A 16,231-nucleotide genomic window follows, 5' to 3' on the forward strand; every position below is an offset into this window, starting at 1 on the left:
AGAATTTATTCCGTTACCGGCTCTGGCAATGGGTTTCGGCTGAGCATGGCCTCACGGAGTAATACGCTGCCGCAGGCAAACAGAGCGCCAAGGATCGCCGCCAGAATGACAATCATGCCTGTGCCCGGGCCGTCTTTTTTCACCGGCATCGATGGCGAAAGCTGATACCTGAATGGCTCAAGCTTAACGTCTGCGAAGGAGAGTTGTTTCAGCTGCGCCAGGTAATATTCCCGGTTCTGGAAGTCCGCGTTCAGCTCCGTCACATCCTTCAGATTTTTTTCAATCCTTAGCTTTTCCGCGATACCGTCAGCCCCGAGCGCAACGGAGTAATCCGGATCGTCTTTTATCCCCTGTCCGTTGCTATAAACGGGCTTCTTAATGCCCGCCGCATTCGCCACTTCCAGCGAATAGTTCAGCCGCTGCAGGTTGGTGTTATGTACATTGGTCAGACGAACGCGGTCGAGCGTCAGCTGCTGCTCTACCTCGTTCGTTTTGAGGGCGATCTGGTTGCGGATATTCTGCACCGTCTCTTTCTCAACAATTGCCGAGATATAGTTGATATACCCCTCCAGAACGGATTGGGCATCGGCTGCGGTCGGCGCGGTGAAGCTCAATGTCCAGGAGACGAAAGGCGCTTTATCCGCATCTTTTCCCTGAACATCATTCACCGCTTTCATTTTGTCTGCAATATTGACAACTGCACGGTGCAGTTCAAGCGGGTCCACTTGCGCATTCTTGAGCTGCGCCATCACGTAAGGGGAAGAGGTCATATACTCTTCAAGCAATGACTGCGACTGGAATTTTTTAATAAACAGGTCAAAGACTTCCTGACGGGTAACCGGCACCTTCACATCAAGAACCTGCAGCGCAACCATCATCTGGCTCAGCGGGTTCCACTGTGTCTGTTCCGCCGGAGTGATCACCGCTTTACTGGTCCATTTTTGCGGCAGTAGAAGCGCAATTGCCAGACCTGCCAGCGCGAAAACAAAGATAATGGTGGCAATGCGTTTTTTCGCGGTAATCAGAATATCTAACAGGCCCAGAAGATCGATCTCTTTTGAACTGACTGCTGGAGGAGCATATGAGGAAAAATCGAGGTCCGTATTTTTTTTGAAATCCATTGCTGACATAGCCGTTCTTCTGTTTCGGGTGCAGTAAATTCCTGCCGGGTGAGTTCAGTTGCCCGATAATACAAGAAACTAAGAATAATCTGAACGCGTGAATGGACTATCTGAGGAATTGCTATCAAAGTTGGTAGTTATTCAGCATCACGCTAACAAAACGCCGGGTGGCGCTGCGCTTACCCGGCATTAACCTTACACGCCGATATTTCGCAGTTTCTCCCCGCTCATCAGCTTGCGTTCAATATGTTCCAGCGTCACGCCTTTGGTTTCTGGAATTAGCCAGAATGTCACGCCAATAAACGCCACGTTCAGCACCGTATAGAGCCAGAAGGTTCCCGCCGCGCCAATCGCATCCAGCAACGTCAGGAAGGTCGCACCGATGATCATGTTCGACACCCAATTGGTGGTGGTGGAACAGGTGATACCAAAATCGCGACATTTCAGCGGCTGAATTTCAGAGCACAGGATCCACACCACCGGCGCGGCGCTCATCGCGTAGCCAGCAATACACATCATGGTCATGCCCACGGAGAGCCAGGAGAGGCCGCTGGACGCCGTGCCGTTATCAAACTGCATCAGGCAGTAGCCGAGGATCAACGTACCGAGCGCCATCACGCTAAAGCCAATTTTCAGCGCAGGCTTACGACCGGCCTTATCGACGGTGAACACCGCAATAAAGGTGGCGAACATAAAGGTCAGCCCCACCACCAGCGTGGCGATCATCTGCTGTTCGGTGGTGGTAAAACCGGCCATTTTGAAGATGCGCGGGGCGTAATACATGATGATGTTCATCCCCGTGAACTGCTGCATCGCCTGCAGCAACATGCCGAGGAACACCGCGCGGCGCACGTTGCGGTTAGCCTTAAACAGTGACCAGCCGCCCTGCTTCAGCTTCAGGCTTTCGCGGATCTCGTTCAGCTCTTCACGCGCTTTCTCAGACGTGTCGCGCAGCATGCGCAGCACCTCTTCCGCTTCCACGTGACGCCCTTTTTGCGCCAGCCAGCGCGGACTGTTGGGCAGGAAGATCACTAAAACAATCAGCACTACCGCAGGCAGCGCCAGCACGCCGAGCATCGCCCGCCAGTTACCGCTGTAGCTGAAGTAGGTGTCAGACAGGAACGCCAGCACGATGCCCAGCGTCACCATCAGCTGGTACATGCTAATCATCTTGCCGCGCACGTTCTCGCTCGCCATTTCGGAGAGATACAGCGGCGCGGTGTAGGAGGCAATCCCCACCGCCACGCCCAGCAGCACGCGGGAGAGCAGCAGCACTTCAACGTTAGTGGCAAACGCCGAACCAATGGACCCGGCAACAAACAGGACCGCCCCGACCATCAGGCTGTATTTACGCCCAAGGCGGAACGAAAGCCAGCCGTTAAACAGCGCACCGATGGCCGCGCCGAGCATCATGCTGCTCACCACCCACTCCTGCAGGCGGTTACTCAGCGTAAAGTGATCGGTAATAAACGGCAGCGCCCCGGCGATAACGCCGATATCCAGGCCGAACAACAAACCGGCCACGGCTGCCGCAATGGAGACAAACTGGTTCATGCGGCGGGTATCGCGCAGCGCGGCGGGCATCAGGGTAGAGTCATTTATAGATGTCATATTTTTCCTGCCTCAACAGCAAAATTCGTTAAATGAAATTACGAGATAGCGGGGAAAAGTGTCAGGCCGGAATTCGTGAAGATATGGATTATTTCGCTATGGCATAGCGATCTGTGATGGACATTACAATTTCAACTAATGCTGGATAATCACCTTATTTTACTAACGCCTTAATTTTTCAATAATAAAAATGTGATGGCAGTCATCTATGATTTTTAAGTATGGATTTTTCGTGTTTATCAATATGGACTTTGACAAATTTTAAGCAAAAAAAACCTCCGCCGAAGAGCAGAGGTATTTGTCATAAGTTAGGTTATCGCGCCAGCCAGCCGCCATCAACCGCGACGGTATAACCATTGATATAGTCCGATGCCGGGGAAGCCAGGAACACTACCGGCCCCATCAGATCGCTCGGCAGCCCCCAGCGGCCCGCCGGAATACGCTCCAGGATCGCCGCACTGCGTTCTTCGTCCGCGCGAAGCTGCTGGGTGTTGTTGGTGGCCATGTAGCCCGGCGCAATCGCGTTGACGTTGATGTTGTGCTGCGCCCATTCGTTCGCCAGCAGGCGGGTCACGCCCATCACCGCGCTTTTCGACGCGGTGTAAGACGGCACGCGGATGCCGCCCTGGAAGGAGAGCATCGAGGCGATGTTAATGATCTTGCCGCCCTTGCCCTGCGCGATGAAGTGCTTCGCCGCCGCCTGGGACATAAAGAACACGCTCTTGATGTTCAGGTTCATGACATCGTCCCAGTCGGTCTCGCTGAAGTTAATCGCGTCTTCACGGCGGATCAGCCCCGCGTTGTTGACCAGAATGTCGATATGGCCAAATTCCGCCACCGCGCGATCCAGCAGCTCCGGAATGGCGTCGATTTTACGCAGGTCGGCGGTCAGGCTGAGAAAACGGCGGCCCAGCGCGGTTACGCGTTCGATGGTTTCCGTGGGCTCAACGATGTTAATCCCGACGATATCACAGCCCGCTTCCGCCAGGCCTAACGCCATCCCCTGGCCCAGTCCGGTGTCACACCCGGAAACCACGGCCACTTTACCCTGCAGAGAAAATGCATCCAGAATCATGTTTGTTCCTTACTCTTTCAGCGCCTGTCATCAACAGGCAGATGTATGCTTAACTGCCCGCGACTAGCGCAGATCCTTAACCGCGACGTGGTCCATATCATCGAAGACCTGGTTTTCTCCAACCATCCCCCAGATGAAGGTATAGGCTTTCGTCCCCACGCCGGAGTGAATAGACCAGCTGGGTGAAATCACCGCCTGCTCGTTATGCATGACGATATGACGGGTTTCCTGAGGCTGTCCCATCATGTGGAACACGCAGGCGTCTTCATCCATATTGAAGTAGAAGTAGACTTCCATGCGGCGTTCGTGGGTATGGCACGGCATGGTGTTCCACAGGTTGCCTGGCGCAAGCTCGGTCAGCCCCATGCTGAGCTGGCAGGTTTCCAGCACATCCGGCACGAAGTATTTATTGATGGTGCGGCGGTTGCTGGTGAGGTTGTCGCCCAGCGTCACGGGCGCAACGTCTGCGGGCGTTACTTTTTTGGTTGGATAAGCGGTGTGCGCCGGGGCGCAGTTGTAGTAAAACTTCGCGGGTTTACGGCCGTCGATGCTGGCAAAGACCACCTCTTTCGCCCCTTTGCCGACGTACAGCCCGTCGCGGTGGCCAATCTCGTAGCACTGGCCGTCCACGGTAATCGTGCCCGGCCCGCCAATATTAATCACGCCCAGTTCACGACGCTCCAGGAAGTAGCTTACGCCCAGCTGCTTGCCTACTTCACCGCCCACGGAGACGGTTTTCGCCACCGGCATAATGCCGCCCACGATAATGCGGTCGATGTGGCTATAGACCATGGTGTATTTATCGGCTTCGAACACCTGCTCAATTAAAAACTCGCTGCGCAGTCCCTGAGTATCCAGCGTTTTGGCGTGCGCGCTGTGGATGCTTTGTCTGACGTCCACGGTAACCTCCAGATGTGGTCATGCCCGAAGGCAGAAATTAAACGAAACGACGTTTCGTTTTATGATGAACACATACTAGCGGCATAAAATAGGGTTTTCAATTGCAATTAAAACAACGTTTCATTTTTTATTTTTGTTTATAACAGAAATGACGCGCGGATCACGATTACTTCCCATGAAGAGAAGAACACGATAAAAAAAACCTCCCGAAGGAGGTTTTTTAAGCGAGGAGAAATTAGCGTTCGATGGCGAGCGCCACGCCCTGTCCGCCGCCTATACAGAGGGTAGCGATCCCTTTGCGCGCGTTTCGCTTTTTCATTTCGTGGACCAGCGAAACCAGGATTCGGCAGCCGGACGCGCCGATGGGATGACCCAGCGCAATTGCACCGCCGTTCACGTTGACCCGCAGCGGATCCCACTCCAGCATTTTGCCGACCGAGATCGCCTGCGCGGCAAAGGCTTCGTTCACTTCGATCAGATCGACATCCGAAAGTTGCCACCCTGCGCGCTCCAGGCAGCGACGGGTAGCGTAGACCGGCGCAATCCCCATCAACGCAGGATCCACGCCCACGCTGGCAAACGCCTTAATGCGGGCCAGCACGGGGAGATCGAGTTCAAGGGCTTTACTTTCGCTCATCATCATCACGGCGGCGGCACCGTCGTTAATGGACGAGGCATTGCCAGCGGTGACCGAGCCCTGCGTTTCAAACGCGGGATTCAGTCTCGCCAGGCCTTCCGCGCTGGCATCCGTGCGCGGCTGTTCATCAGTATCGACGACGATCGCCTCGCCGTTCTGACGCTGCGTGCTGACCGGGACAATCTCGTCGCGAAAGCGACCGGAATCAATCGCGGCACGCGCTTTTTGCTGCGAACTGAGCGCATAGGCGTCCTGCAATTCGCGGCTAATGCCGTACTCGCGCGCCAGGTTTTCTGCCGTCACGCCCATATGATAGTCGTTGAACGCATCCCACAGCCCGTCATGCACGAGGCTGTCGAGCAGCTGGCTGTTACCCAGCTGCGCGCCGGTTCGGCTATCGGTGAGAACGTGCGGCGCGCGGCTCATGTTCTCTTGTCCGCCAGCTATAACCACATCCGCTTCACCGCACTGAATGGCCTGGGTGGCGAGATGCAGCGCTTTTAACCCTGAACCACAGACGTCGTTGATGGTAATAGCGGAGACGGTGTTGGGCAGCCCGCCCTTCAGCGCCGCCTGACGCGCAGGGTTTTGCCCGGCACCGGCCGTGAGAACCTGCCCCAGGATCACCTCATCAACTTCATGGGCTGCGATCCCGCTACGTTCCACCAGCGCTTTAACGACCACGCTGCCCAGGTCAACCGCCGAGTGACGCGCAAGCGCTCCCTGAAAACAGCCGATAGCCGTACGCAACGCACCCACTATTACGACATCTTTCATCACGACCTCTGTGTTAAATGACATGACGATAGTAGAGGATTGTTACTGGCAATTATCTTAATTGTTTAAAAATAGTGAGTTTAATCACAAGGATTAGCGTGCATCCTGCAGATACTGCCGCAGCCAGCTTCCGGCCACGCCGGGAGGGGATCGTTTATTCCACAGCAGATCGATGCCGATCGCCCGTGGCCAGCCGGGAACATTGAGCTGTACTAGCGACTTCGCGGCGGCGAATTCATCCACCAGCGCGCACGGCAGCACGCACCAGCCGAACCCCTGGACGGCCATACTCAGCAGTAACAGGTAGTTCGGCGCTGACCAGACGGGCCCGCGCGCGATCTCAGCCTCGCGCTCAAGGTAGGTACTGAGCCTCAGCTCCCGCCAGCCGTGCAGCTCGTCGCTCTGCACCTCGTGTTGTCCGGCGAGCGGATGCGTGGTCGCGGCATATATCGCCATTCGGGTCTGCACCGGCAGCCGGGTAGCGCCAATATCCGTAGGATAACCGTCTCGCGCTTCCGTCAGCCCCACCTGCGCGCGCTCCTTTTGCAGCAGATCGATCACGTCCTCTTCCTCGCCAATCAGGCATTCGAACTCCGTGTGGGGAAAGCGAGCGTCAAACTGCTTCATCAGATCTTCAAGCACGTCGGGGTTGAGGGTATCGGAGAGGACAAACGTCAGACGCGCCTCCGTTTGTGCCGTTAACGACACCGCCAGCTCATCCAGCCGCGTGCTGGCGGCAAGGATGGCCTGCACATAGCCCAGCACCTGTTCTCCCTGGACCGTTAACACCGGCTGGCGCGCCGAGCGGTCAAACAGTTCGAAACCCAGATCGGCTTCAAGGTTGGCAATGGAGGTGCTGATCGTCGACTGGCTTTTACGCAGCCTGCGCGCGGCAGCAGAGAAAGAGCCTGCCGCAACGGTCTCAACAAATGCGGTAAGAGCTTCAGGTGAATAGCGCATAAACTATCTACTTTATCGATGGATACTATCTTTAATATATCAGCTTTAGCGATAAAAATAGGCTGCATCAATGCCCATACCGGTGAATAAATGAGGTCTACACTATGCAACATCAGGATGCACTCCAACGTAAGCTGCCGGAGCGGATCTTTCATGCTGTCTGTTTCGAAGGGATTGCCACGTCAATTCTCGCCCCCACGGCGGCATGGCTGATGCAGCGCTCGGTGGTGGAGATGGGTGGGTTAACCATTATCCTGGCTACCACCGCCATGCTCTGGAACATTATCTATAACTTCGGCTTCGACCGTTTCTGGCCTGTCCAGCGCGTAAAACGTACGGCAAAAGTGCGCGCGCTGCACGCCCTGGGGTTCGAATGCGGGTTTATTGTAATCGGCGTGTCGATTGTCGCCGCCGTGCTGGGCGTGACCCTGCTTGAGGCATTCACGTTAGAAATTGGTTTCTTCCTGTTCTTCCTGCCATACACCATGTTTTATAACTGGGCATACGATAACCTGCGTGAGAAATTCCTTAAGCGTCGCCAGCAACGACGCGCTCTGGCAGGCTAAACCCCCGCTGGCCGGACGCCTGTTCCGGCCAAACTCCGTCGAAGCAACTGCGCTCTTCAGGCATAACTATGGTAAATTGCACGCCATTCTGATGGTTTGTTAGTTGAAACGTTGCTCTAATGTCGAAAATTTGGTCAAAAGATGAGACTCTCTGGAGTTTCGCTCTCTATGGCACGGCCGTGGGCGCAGGAACGCTGTTCTTGCCCATTCAGCTGGGCTCCGCAGGCGCTATTGTCCTGTTTATCACCGCCCTCGTGGCCTATCCGTTAACCTACTGGCCGCACCGGGCGCTGGCGCAATTTATTCTCTCGTCAAACACAAAAGGTAATGAAGGGATCACCGGCGCCGTCTCCCACTACTATGGTAAGAAGATTGGCAATCTGATCACCACGCTCTATTTCATCGCCTTTTTTGTGGTGGTGCAGATTTATGCGGTGGCCATTACCAACTCGTTAACCGAGCAGCTGGCAAAACACCTGACGGTGGATACCGCCGTTCGCGTGCTGGTCAGCCTGGGGGTGGTGCTGGTATTGAATCTGATTTTCCTGATGGGACGGCATATCACGATAAAAGTGATGGGCTTCCTGGTGTTTCCGCTGATTGCCTATTTCCTGTTTGTCTCGATCTATCTCACCGGAAGCTGGCAGCCCTCGTTGCTCACCAGCCAGATGGCTTTCGATCGCCAAACGCTGCATCAGGTATGGATTTCAATTCCGGTGATGGTGTTTGCCTTTAGCCATACCCCGATTATCTCAACGTTTGCCGTTGACCGTCGCGAGAAGTTTGCCGACGGTGCCATGGATAAATGCAAGAAGATCATGAAGGTGGCGTACCTGATTATCTGCCTGAGCGTGCTGTTCTTTGTCTTCAGCTGCCTGCTCTCTATCCCACCGTCCTATATTATGGTCGCCAAAGAGCAGGGGGTGACGATTCTGTCAGCGCTGTCGATGATGCCGTCTTCCCCAGCCTGGCTCGGAATTTCCGGGATTATCGTGGCGATCGTAGCGATGTCGAAATCGTTCCTCGGCACCTATTTTGGGGTGATTGAAGGGGCGACGGAGATCGTGAAGTCGTCGCTTAATCAGGTGGGGATTAAAAAGAGCCGCGCCTTTAACCGCGCGATTTCCATTATGGGGGTGTCGTTAATCACCTTTGCGGTCTGCTGCATTAACCCGAACGCCATCTCGATGATTTACGCCATCAGCGGCCCGCTTATCGCCATGATCCTGTTTATCATGCCGACGCTGTCGACGTATCTGATCCCTTCCCTGAAACCGTACCGCTCCATTGGCAGCATGCTGACGCTGATCGTCGGCGTGCTGTGCGTGTCGGTGATGTTTGTTGGCTAGACGTACTCGTGCCCGGCGTGCTGCCGGGCGCGTTATTTACGCCCGAATATCGTCATATTCCCGCGTCTTATCAAACTCATGCTTCGCAAACGGGCACAGCGGAATAATTTTGCGGTTCTCACCGCGCATCTTCTCCACCACTTTCGCCACCAGCTGTTTACCGACGCCCTGCCCTTTCAGGCTCTCATCCACATCAGTGTGCTCGATAATGCTCAGGTGCTCGCCGGTCGGCACGAAGACAATCTCTGCGACCTGGTTGCCGTTCTCATCATTCACGTAAAACTTGTTATGGCCTTCCAGAATATCCATGGTTCCTCGCTTATTTTTGGCGATACTTCAGCGCACCGCTCGGGCAGGTATCAATCACGCGTACAACCGTTTCAACGTCCACTTCATCGGGAATGATCCACGGCTTACGTTTCAGATTAAACAGCTTTGCGCTCCCACGCACGCAGTTACCTGAGTGTTTGCAGATCCCGGTATTAAAATAAACGTCAATTTTCTCGCCGGTATAGGCCCGGTAACCCTCATCCAGTAGTTCTTTATCCATGACATTGCCTCTGTAATTATTATCGTGCTGAATGAAGCATAGCCTTACGGGATCCTGATGGCTATAACGCCGAAAACGAAAAGCCAGGTCACAACTCTTTTCTCGCCAGATTGCGTCCGCTATTGGCACATGTCAGGCTCCGCAAATCTCTCACTTTCATAGGGCTAGCACAGGTTGAATGAAACGCAGACTCTCTTTTCAGGTAAAGCTGTTTTTAGCGCTGGTGTGCTTCTCCTGCCTGCTGTTAGTTCTGCTGGGAACGATCCTGTTTCATTTTATTGACCGACAGCTACACCACGATTTGGGCCAGCGCGCCCGGGTTCAGGCCAGTGAAATCGCCCTGATACCGGGTCTGGCGGAAATGGTGGCAGCCAGAGATATCCACGGTATCGCCCGCTTAATACAGCCGCTGCGTGCCGAAAGCGATGCCAGCTATATTGTGATTGGCGATACCCGGGAACAGCACCTTTATCATTCGGAATCACCGGAGCGCATTAATTTACCGATGATTGGAGGGGATAATGCGGAGGTGTTAAAAGGCAAAACCATTATTTCCGTGCGTCAGGGCGGGATTGGAGTGTCGCTGCGCAGCAAAGCGCCAATCTTTAATGCGCAGCATCAGGTAATTGGCATCGTCTCGGTCGGCTATCTGACCTCGTATATCGCCAATATTAACGCCCGCATTCTCTGGCAGGCTGGACTGTACGGTATTGCCCTTCTGCTGTTGCTGTTTATTTTCTCCTGGCTGTTTACCCGCAATCTTAAAAAGCAGATGTTCCGCCTTGAGCCGAAAGATATCGCCCAGCTGGTTTTGCAGCAACGCGCGCTATTAGAAGCCATGTACGAGGGGGTATTTGCCATCAATGAAGAGAAGCAGCTGATTTTAATTAACCGGGCAGCCAGGGAGATGCTCGATATTCATCAAAGTGAGAAAGAACTTATCGGCAAACCGCTGGAAGTCGTTCTGCAGACGTCGCCGGGCTTTTTATCCCAGCGCTACGCCTCGGTAAGCGCTGGTCGCCACGACCAGATCGCAGTGCTTAACCAGCGAGAGGTGATCGTTAACCGCGTGGCGATTGAGGTCGAACCCGGCGTTGAAAGCGGCTGGGTGTACAGCTTTCGCGACAAAAACGACATTAACACCCTCAGCAGCCAACTGAGCCAGATCAAGCGCTATGCGGACAACCTGCGCATTATGCGCCACGAGCAGCTGAACTGGACCGCAACGCTGGTGGGGCTGCTGCAGATGAAACACTATGACGAGGCGATCCGTTACATCCAGATGCAGTCAGAAGGCGCGCAGCGCGTGCTGGATTTTGTCTCCGCCCATTTTGTCTCTCCGGCCCTGTGCGGGCTGCTGTTAGGAAAATACGTCAGCGCGCGCGAAAAAGGCGTTGAACTGCAGTTTGACCCGGCCTGCCAGCTCACCCGCATGCCCCGCACGCTCAACGAAACGGAGCTGATGTCCATTATTGGTAACCTGCTGGATAACGCGGTGGACGCGACCCTTAAGGCACCGGTCCCCGCGCCGGTGGAACTCTACATTTCTGACCGCAACCAGGAGTTGTTGATAGAGGTGGCAGACAGAGGCTGCGGTGTGGATGAGGCGGTGAAGCCACACATTTTCCGCCAGGGGTTCAGCAGCAAACCGGAAAGTGAAAACGACATTGTGGGTACCGAACACGGTATTGGCCTGTTTCTGGTGGCAGGCTATATCAGGAAAGCGGGCGGCAGCATAGAGATCGCCGACAACACGCCGCAGGGCACCATTTTTTCTGTGTTTATTCCCAATGGACAACAGCATGACCCAACCACTTGACGTTGTGATCGTTGAAGATGAACCGCACCTGGCGGAGCTGCATCGCGAGTATATCGAGCAGAATTTTCACTTGCGCGTGGTGGGCATCGCCGCGTCGATTGAGCAGGCATGCAGCCTGATTCGTCAGCATCAGCCGCGGCTTATCCTGCTGGACAACTATCTCCCGGACGGTAAAGGCGTGGAGCTCATCGATAACCCGCTGCTGAAAAGCTATGAATGCTCGGTGATCTTCATCACCGCCGCCAGCGATATGCAGACCTGCAGCCATGCCATGCGCAGCGGCGCGTTTGACTACCTGATCAAGCCCGTCTTTTTCCAGCGCCTGCACGCCTCGCTGGAGCGGTTTATGCGCTTCGTCCACACCGTGCAGCAGGTGAAGGTGGTCGACCAGCACGCGCTGGATCGTCTGTTTAATCTGCCTGCCGCGGAAGCCTCCATTACGCCGTCGACGAAGGGCATTGAACCCCAAACGCTGGAAAGGATTAAACGCCTGTTCGCCGAACATCCCGACAGTGCGATGTCGGTTGAAGAGGTGGTGGAAAACGTGGGGATCAGCAAAACCACGGGGCGTCGCTACCTGGAATACTGCGTGGAGAGCGGGTTAATCATCGTCGAAATGCTGTATGGCAATATTGGTCATCCACGGCGGCTATACCGCAAAGCCGACGATAAACCGTAATCCGAAACCGTTCGCACGCAAACGTTCGCGGATTTTATGGTGTTAATTGCTGAAACGATGGTGACAGTCACACTTCGGAATCATTGCCCGCGCCTCCCTATTGTCGGAGGCGCGCTTTACGCTATGTTGACAATTAGTTCCTCAAATGTAACTAAAAGGTTAACTATAATGTCGAACACGTTCCGAATTTCTCTGCTTACCGCTACCGTACTGTTCTCTGCTTCTGCACTCTCTGCCCTGCCGCAGGGCTATCCTGCTGAGTATCAAAAAGTTGTCGATGCCGCCACCAAAGAGGGCAAGGTGGTGATTTACTCCACCACCGACACCAAAGCCGCCGGGCCGCTGATTGCGGGCTTCGAAAAAACCTACCCGGGCATCAAAGTTGAATACAACGACATGAACAGCACCGAGCTGTACAACCGTTTTATCAGCGAACAGGCCTCCGGTGGCGGTAGCGGCGACGTGGTCTGGAGCTCCTCAATGGACACCGGGCTGAAACTCGCCACCGACTACGCCATGGAGTACAAATCGCCGGAGCAAAGTCAACTGCCGAAATGGGCAGTCTGGAAAGATAAGGCATACGGCACCACCTATGAGCCAGTGGTCTTTATCTACAACAAGCGCCTGATCCCGGCTGGCGACGTGCCGGATTCTCACGCCGCGCTGGCGAAGCTGATTGCCAGCCAGACGGACAAATTCAAGAGCAAAGTCACCACCTACGACATCGAAAAATCGGGTCTTGGCTTTATGCTTTCCGTGCAGGATCACAAGGCCGATCCAAACTACTTTAAAACCCTGGCCGACGTCGCCAAAGGCGGCTTAGCGGTTCAGTCATCAACGGGCACCATGATGGAGAGGGTTTCCTCCGGTGAAAACCTGATCGGCTTTAACATCCTCGGATCCTATGCTGAAGCCCGTGCGAAGAACGATCCTTCTCTCGGCATTTCGTACCCGAAAGATTACACGCTGGTGCTCTCGCGCGTGTCGTTCATCAGCCAGCAGGCGCAAAACAGCAATGCGGCAAAACTGTGGCTGGACTATGTGCTGTCTGAAAAAGGGCAAAGCATTCTGGCCAGTCAGGCGGATATTCCCTCCATCCGTAACGATATCGAAGGCAAAAATGATATTGACGGCCTGACCAAAATCCTCGGTAACGCGCTGAAGCCGATCCCGGTTGATGAAACGCTGCTGGAGTACCTGCAGCCGAAAAAACGCCTGGAGTACATCAAAGAGTGGCGTGCAGCCGCCGCCAAATAAGCGTTCGGGCGCGGCGCACGCCGTCGCGCTCCCTGTCGACTGAGTTCGTTTTATTGGGCTGCAACACCAGGGATACCCCATGAATACATTACGCAGAAAGTGGCAAAGCCTGCCGCGCGGCATCGTCGTGCTGATAACCGCTCTGGTTATCTACACGCCGCTGTCATTTATCGTGATACAGAGCTTCCTGTCCGCTCCGTTCTTTTCTCCGGCAAAAGAGTGGAGCCTTGAATCATTTGGCTTTATCTTCACCGACCCTGATTTCTATAAGGCCCTGAGAAGCGGCTTTATTCTCGCCTTCGGGCTGGTCATCATCGCCATTCCGCTGGGTGGCGTACTGGCGTTTCTGATGGTTCGCACCGACCTGCCCGGCCGCCGCCTGATTGAACCGCTGATCCTGGTCCCCATTTTCGTATCGCCGATGGTGCTCGGCTTTGGCTATGTGGTGGCTGCCGGTCCCGTGGGCTTTCTGTCCCTGTGGGCGCAGGAGCTGATCGGCTTTGTGCCGTGGAACATCTACGATATGTCGAGCATCGTGGTCATTGCTGGCCTGACGCACGTGCCGCATGCCTATCTCTATATTTCATCCGCGCTGCGCAGCGTCGGCTCTGATGTGGAAGAAGCCGCGCGCATTGCGGGTGCCTCTCCGCTGCAGGTGATGACCTCCGTCAGCCTGCCGATGGTGCGCCCGTCGATCCTGTACGCCATTGTGCTGCTGTTCTTCCTCGGGCTGGAAGTATTTGGCCTGATGCTGGTGCTCGGCGATCCGGAAGGCAATATGGTGCTGGCAACCTACCTGTACCAGCTGACGAACAAGCTCGGCACGCCTTCCTATCACCTGATGGCGGCGGTTGCCGTGGTGCTGATCTGCATCACCATCCCGCTGGTGATGCTCCAGCGTCGTCTGATGCGCACCGCCAACCGCTTCGTCACGATGAAAGGGAAGGCCTCACAGGCTCGCGCGTTACCGCTGGGCAAATGGCGCTGGGTTGCCGGGGCGGTGGTTGCCTTCTGGCTCACCGTCACCATCGGCGTGCCGCTGCTCGGCGTGGTGCTGCGCGCGTTTATCTCCAACTGGGGTGTGGGCGTTTCGCTTTGGGATGAGCTTTCGCTGAGCACTTTCCGCACCATCTGGGCACAGCCCAACCTGCTGCGCGCCATCGTCAACTCCATGGCAATTGGGGTGATTGGCGGCGCGCTGGCCGTGGCGTGCTACCTGTTCGTCGGGATTGCGATGCACCGTAAACCGGATAACACCACGCGCTTCCTGGACTACAGCGTGCTGGTGCCGCGCGCCGTGCCTGGCCTGCTTGCCGGTCTGGCGTTCCTGTGGGTGTTCCTGTTCCTGCCGATGTGGCTGGACAACTCGCTGAAATCCGGCTGGCTTTCCGGGTTCGCCTGGACCGACTGGATGCGCGAGAACGTCATCGTCTGGCTGCGTTCGCTGCGCAGCACCATTTTCAGCGTCTGGCTGGCCTATACCGTGGTGTGGATGGCTTACGGGCTGAGGCTTATCTCTTCCACGCTGCTGCAGGTGGGGCCAGAGCTTGAAGAAGCCGCGCGCAGCACCGGGGCGACGCGCGGGCAGATCACCCGCCATGTGACCATTCCCCTCTCCCGCTACGGTCTTATTGGTTCGTGGCTGCTGATGTTTCTGATCTTTGAGCGCGAATACTCAACGGGTGTGTATCTGCTTTCCCCCGGCACGGAGACCATCGGTTCAATGCTGGTTTCCCTCTGGGCCGCGGGTGCCATTGATATCGTGGCGGCGCTCTCTTTCATTAACATCCTGCTGGTCGTGGTAGGTCTGGGCATTGCCCTTCGTTTCGGAGTGAAAATACATGATTGAATTAGCGGTTGACGATCTGCACTTAACCTACGGCGACAATCCTGTTTTAAAAGGTGTCTCCATGAACCTGAAGCGCGGCGAAGTGGTCTCCCTGTTAGGCCCCTCCGGCAGCGGTAAAACCACCCTGCTGCGTGCCGTCGCGGGTCTGGAAAAACCGACGCAAGGGTCGATTGTCATTGGCAACAATAAAGTTTACGACGGCACGCCGCGCAGTGAGATCCCGGCAGAAGAGCGTAACCTGGGGCTGGTGTTCCAGTCCTATGCCCTGTGGCCGCACAAAACCGTGTTTGAGAACGTGGCCTATCCGCTCAAGCTGCGTAAAGTTCCGGCCAAAGAGATCCAGCAGCGCGTACAGGACGTGCTGGACCAGCTGGGTCTGGGCCATCTTGGCAAACGTCACCCGCACCAGCTCTCCGGCGGGCAACAGCAGCGCGTGGCGATTGGCCGCGCGCTGGTGTACAACCCACCGGTGATTTTGCTGGACGAGCCGCTTTCCAACCTCGACGCCAAGCTGCGCGAAGAGGCCCGCGTGTTCCTGCGCGAGCTGATTATCAAGCTCGGGTTATCCGCGCTGATGGTGACGCACGACCAGAACGAAGCGATGTCCATCTCCGACCGCATCCTGCTGCTGAACAACGGCAAAATTGAGCAGCAGGGCACGCCGCAGGAGATGTACGGCTCGCCGAAAACGCTGTTTACCGCCGAATTCATGGGCAGCAACAACCGCCTGCACGGCAAGGTCACCGAAGTGCGCGACGGCAGAGCGCGTATCGAGGGGAAAGGATGGGTGCTGTGGGGGCAGGCCGGTGAAGGGGTGCAGAGCGGTGCTGACGCCACGGCGGTGATCCGGGTCGAGCGCGTGGCGGTGGTTGAGGGGCCAGGGGAAAATCAGCTTGAGCTGCCGCTGCTCACCAGCATGTATCTTGGCGACCGCTGGGAGTACCTGTTCCGCACGCCGGGAGATGATTTTGTCATTCGCGCGTACGGGCATGAGGTTCGGGATCCGCAGCACTGCCATCTTTCACTGCCGGAGAAGCATGTTTGGGTGTTCCCGAAAAACTGATAAAAAAGGCTGCGTACT

General features: G+C 55.6%; 15 protein-coding genes. 7 read left to right on the forward strand and 8 right to left on the reverse strand.

Annotated elements, in window-relative coordinates:
* Nucleotides 1-5: 5 nt before the first annotated feature.
* The 6 genes from wzz(fepE) to INF77_RS05355 all read right to left on the reverse strand — a co-directional run bounded on the left by wzz(fepE) (nt 6) and on the right by INF77_RS05355 (nt 7,081).
* Entirely contained in the window at nt 6-1,130 is a 1,125-nt protein-coding gene (wzz(fepE), locus tag INF77_RS05330; RefSeq protein WP_045260915.1) for an LPS O-antigen length regulator Wzz(fepE), read from the reverse strand.
* A 186-nt stretch (nt 1,131-1,316) separates the two neighbouring features.
* The gene (locus tag INF77_RS05335) at nt 1,317-2,732 is read right to left on the reverse strand and encodes a sugar porter family MFS transporter (protein ID WP_028014298.1); all 1,416 of its coding nucleotides are present in this window, start codon (nt 2,730-2,732) and stop codon (nt 1,317-1,319) included.
* Between the two features lie 313 nt (nt 2,733-3,045).
* Nucleotides 3,046-3,807 (reverse strand): 2-dehydro-3-deoxy-D-gluconate 5-dehydrogenase KduD, encoded by a 762-nt coding sequence (gene kduD, locus INF77_RS05340; RefSeq protein WP_003862835.1) that lies wholly within the window; start codon nt 3,805-3,807, stop codon nt 3,046-3,048.
* A gap of 63 nt (nt 3,808-3,870) precedes the next feature.
* Nucleotides 3,871-4,707 carry a 5-dehydro-4-deoxy-D-glucuronate isomerase gene (gene kduI / locus INF77_RS05345; RefSeq protein WP_193532055.1) on the reverse strand — a complete coding sequence of 279 codons (837 nt, stop codon included), beginning with the start codon at nt 4,705-4,707 and terminating at the stop codon, nt 3,871-3,873.
* Between the two features lie 235 nt (nt 4,708-4,942).
* Nucleotides 4,943-6,121 carry an acetyl-CoA C-acetyltransferase gene (locus INF77_RS05350; protein WP_028014300.1) on the reverse strand — a complete coding sequence of 393 codons (1,179 nt, stop codon included), beginning with the start codon at nt 6,119-6,121 and terminating at the stop codon, nt 4,943-4,945.
* Nucleotides 6,122-6,214: 93 nt separating this feature from the next.
* On the reverse strand, nt 6,215-7,081 hold the full coding sequence (locus INF77_RS05355) for a LysR family transcriptional regulator (protein WP_045629969.1): 867 nt from the start codon (nt 7,079-7,081) through the stop codon (nt 6,215-6,217).
* A 104-nt stretch (nt 7,082-7,185) separates the two neighbouring features.
* On the opposite strand from INF77_RS05355, the gene INF77_RS05360 reads away from it, so the two are divergent.
* On the forward strand, nt 7,186-7,647 hold the full coding sequence (locus INF77_RS05360; RefSeq protein WP_193532056.1) for a multidrug/biocide efflux PACE transporter: 462 nt from the start codon (nt 7,186-7,188) through the stop codon (nt 7,645-7,647).
* A 119-nt stretch (nt 7,648-7,766) separates the two neighbouring features.
* The gene (locus INF77_RS05365) at nt 7,767-8,996 is read left to right on the forward strand and encodes an amino acid permease (RefSeq protein ID WP_193532057.1); all 1,230 of its coding nucleotides are present in this window, start codon (nt 7,767-7,769) and stop codon (nt 8,994-8,996) included.
* A gap of 36 nt (nt 8,997-9,032) precedes the next feature.
* Here the strand turns inward: INF77_RS05365 and INF77_RS05370 are convergent, their stop codons facing one another.
* Nucleotides 9,033-9,305, reverse strand: a complete 273-nt coding sequence (locus tag INF77_RS05370) for a GNAT family N-acetyltransferase (protein WP_028014304.1) — start codon at nt 9,303-9,305, stop codon at nt 9,033-9,035.
* Nucleotides 9,306-9,315: 10 nt separating this feature from the next.
* Complete coding sequence (gene yjdI, locus INF77_RS05375) at nt 9,316-9,546, reverse strand: 4Fe-4S mono-cluster protein YjdI (RefSeq protein ID WP_041908367.1); 231 nt, start codon at nt 9,544-9,546, stop codon at nt 9,316-9,318.
* Between the two features lie 178 nt (nt 9,547-9,724).
* Between yjdI and INF77_RS05380 the strand changes: the two genes are divergently transcribed.
* The 5 genes from INF77_RS05380 to INF77_RS05400 all read left to right on the forward strand — a co-directional run bounded on the left by INF77_RS05380 (nt 9,725) and on the right by INF77_RS05400 (nt 16,213).
* Nucleotides 9,725-11,365 carry a sensor histidine kinase gene (locus INF77_RS05380; RefSeq protein WP_193532058.1) on the forward strand — a complete coding sequence of 547 codons (1,641 nt, stop codon included), beginning with the start codon at nt 9,725-9,727 and terminating at the stop codon, nt 11,363-11,365.
* On the forward strand, nt 11,349-12,044 hold the full coding sequence (locus INF77_RS05385; RefSeq protein ID WP_075206212.1) for a response regulator: 696 nt from the start codon (nt 11,349-11,351) through the stop codon (nt 12,042-12,044). The genes INF77_RS05380 and INF77_RS05385 overlap by 17 nt, the downstream gene beginning before the upstream one ends.
* A gap of 168 nt (nt 12,045-12,212) precedes the next feature.
* Complete coding sequence (locus tag INF77_RS05390; RefSeq protein WP_028014307.1) at nt 12,213-13,301, forward strand: ABC transporter substrate-binding protein; 1,089 nt, start codon at nt 12,213-12,215, stop codon at nt 13,299-13,301.
* A 79-nt stretch (nt 13,302-13,380) separates the two neighbouring features.
* Complete coding sequence (locus INF77_RS05395) at nt 13,381-15,150, forward strand: iron ABC transporter permease (protein WP_193532059.1); 1,770 nt, start codon at nt 13,381-13,383, stop codon at nt 15,148-15,150.
* The gene (locus tag INF77_RS05400; RefSeq protein WP_193532060.1) at nt 15,143-16,213 is read left to right on the forward strand and encodes an ABC transporter ATP-binding protein; all 1,071 of its coding nucleotides are present in this window, start codon (nt 15,143-15,145) and stop codon (nt 16,211-16,213) included. Before INF77_RS05395 ends, INF77_RS05400 begins: the two co-directional genes overlap by 8 nt.
* Nucleotides 16,214-16,231 lie beyond the last annotated feature (18 nt).

Origin of the sequence: Enterobacter cloacae complex sp. P1B, assembly GCF_014982345.1 — a bacterium.
In the GTDB taxonomy this organism is placed as follows: Bacteria; Pseudomonadota; Gammaproteobacteria; order Enterobacterales; family Enterobacteriaceae; genus Enterobacter; species Enterobacter bugandensis.

What these genes read in the sequence shown, in the direction of transcription:
- INF77_RS05335 (WP_028014298.1), bottom strand. Translation starts at nt 2,732, where the DNA reads ATGACATCTATAAATGACTCTACCCTGATGCCCGCCGCGCTGCGCGAT.
- kduD (WP_003862835.1), bottom strand. Translation starts at nt 3,807, where the DNA reads ATGATTCTGGATGCATTTTCTCTGCAGGGTAAAGTGGCCGTGGTTTCC.
- INF77_RS05350 (WP_028014300.1), bottom strand. Translation starts at nt 6,121, where the DNA reads ATGAAAGATGTCGTAATAGTGGGTGCGTTGCGTACGGCTATCGGCTGT.
- INF77_RS05355 (WP_045629969.1), bottom strand. Translation starts at nt 7,081, where the DNA reads ATGCGCTATTCACCTGAAGCTCTTACCGCATTTGTTGAGACCGTTGCG.
- INF77_RS05360 (WP_193532056.1), top strand. Translation starts at nt 7,186, where the DNA reads ATGCAACATCAGGATGCACTCCAACGTAAGCTGCCGGAGCGGATCTTT.
- INF77_RS05365 (WP_193532057.1), top strand. Translation starts at nt 7,767, where the DNA reads ATGTCGAAAATTTGGTCAAAAGATGAGACTCTCTGGAGTTTCGCTCTC.
- INF77_RS05370 (WP_028014304.1), bottom strand. Translation starts at nt 9,305, where the DNA reads ATGGATATTCTGGAAGGCCATAACAAGTTTTACGTGAATGATGAGAAC.
- yjdI (WP_041908367.1), bottom strand. Translation starts at nt 9,546, where the DNA reads ATGGATAAAGAACTACTGGATGAGGGTTACCGGGCCTATACCGGCGAG.
- INF77_RS05380 (WP_193532058.1), top strand. Translation starts at nt 9,725, where the DNA reads ATGAAACGCAGACTCTCTTTTCAGGTAAAGCTGTTTTTAGCGCTGGTG.
- INF77_RS05385 (WP_075206212.1), top strand. Translation starts at nt 11,349, where the DNA reads ATGACCCAACCACTTGACGTTGTGATCGTTGAAGATGAACCGCACCTG.
- INF77_RS05390 (WP_028014307.1), top strand. Translation starts at nt 12,213, where the DNA reads ATGTCGAACACGTTCCGAATTTCTCTGCTTACCGCTACCGTACTGTTC.
- INF77_RS05395 (WP_193532059.1), top strand. Translation starts at nt 13,381, where the DNA reads ATGAATACATTACGCAGAAAGTGGCAAAGCCTGCCGCGCGGCATCGTC.
- INF77_RS05400 (WP_193532060.1), top strand. Translation starts at nt 15,143, where the DNA reads ATGATTGAATTAGCGGTTGACGATCTGCACTTAACCTACGGCGACAAT.